The organism is Streptomyces sp. URMC 123 (assembly GCF_051386515.1).
Taxonomy (GTDB): domain Bacteria; phylum Actinomycetota; class Actinomycetes; order Streptomycetales; family Streptomycetaceae; genus Streptomyces.
The window spans coordinates 1-533 of record NZ_JBPQTV010000696.1 but is presented as its reverse complement, the minus strand read 5'-3'; the positions used below and the strand labels follow the sequence as shown (position 1 = coordinate 533).

Below are 533 nucleotides of genomic sequence, written 5' to 3'. Positions count from 1 at the left end.
CGGGTGGGGGCGCGTCAGCGACCGGCGCCGCCGCTGTGCGCGACGGCGGCGTGAAGTTGCCGCGCGACGTCTGTTGCGACGCGGGGCCAGGCTTGCTTCGCCTCACTCGACCAACAACCTCCCGGCGTCGGCACTGGGGTGTGCCGTCCTACGTACTGGGCCGTGTACTAATCCGAAGTTCAAGGAATTCCAGCACGTCAATGCCTCGGTGGCCAAACACCGGAAACGGCTTGATCACGACGGTGTAAGCGCGAGATAAAACGGGCATTAAGCCTGAGGTGCGGCAAAAAGCTGGCCGTTTGTGCGCACAGCGAAGCCATTCGGCTGCTGCGGGTGCATTACGAGCAGCGAATTCTCTGTCGAAACGTTATGAACGCCCGGGGCGGGCCGTGTCGTAGGACACAGGCCCGCCCCGGGCGCGCGGTTCGGGCCGGGGCCCGGCCCGGCGCCTACTTCAGCCGGGCCATGAGCGCGTGCTCGACCAGCGTGATGAGCGTCGACTTGGCGTCCGCGCGCTGGCGCGCGTCCGTGGT

Annotated in this window: 1 pseudogene; it reads right to left on the bottom strand. The window is 67.0% G+C overall.

The features are described from left to right. Positions 1-449: 449 nt before the first annotated feature. Positions 450-533 (bottom strand): annotated as a pseudogene (locus ACSNOD_RS31680) (ATP-binding protein); the annotation flags it as partial.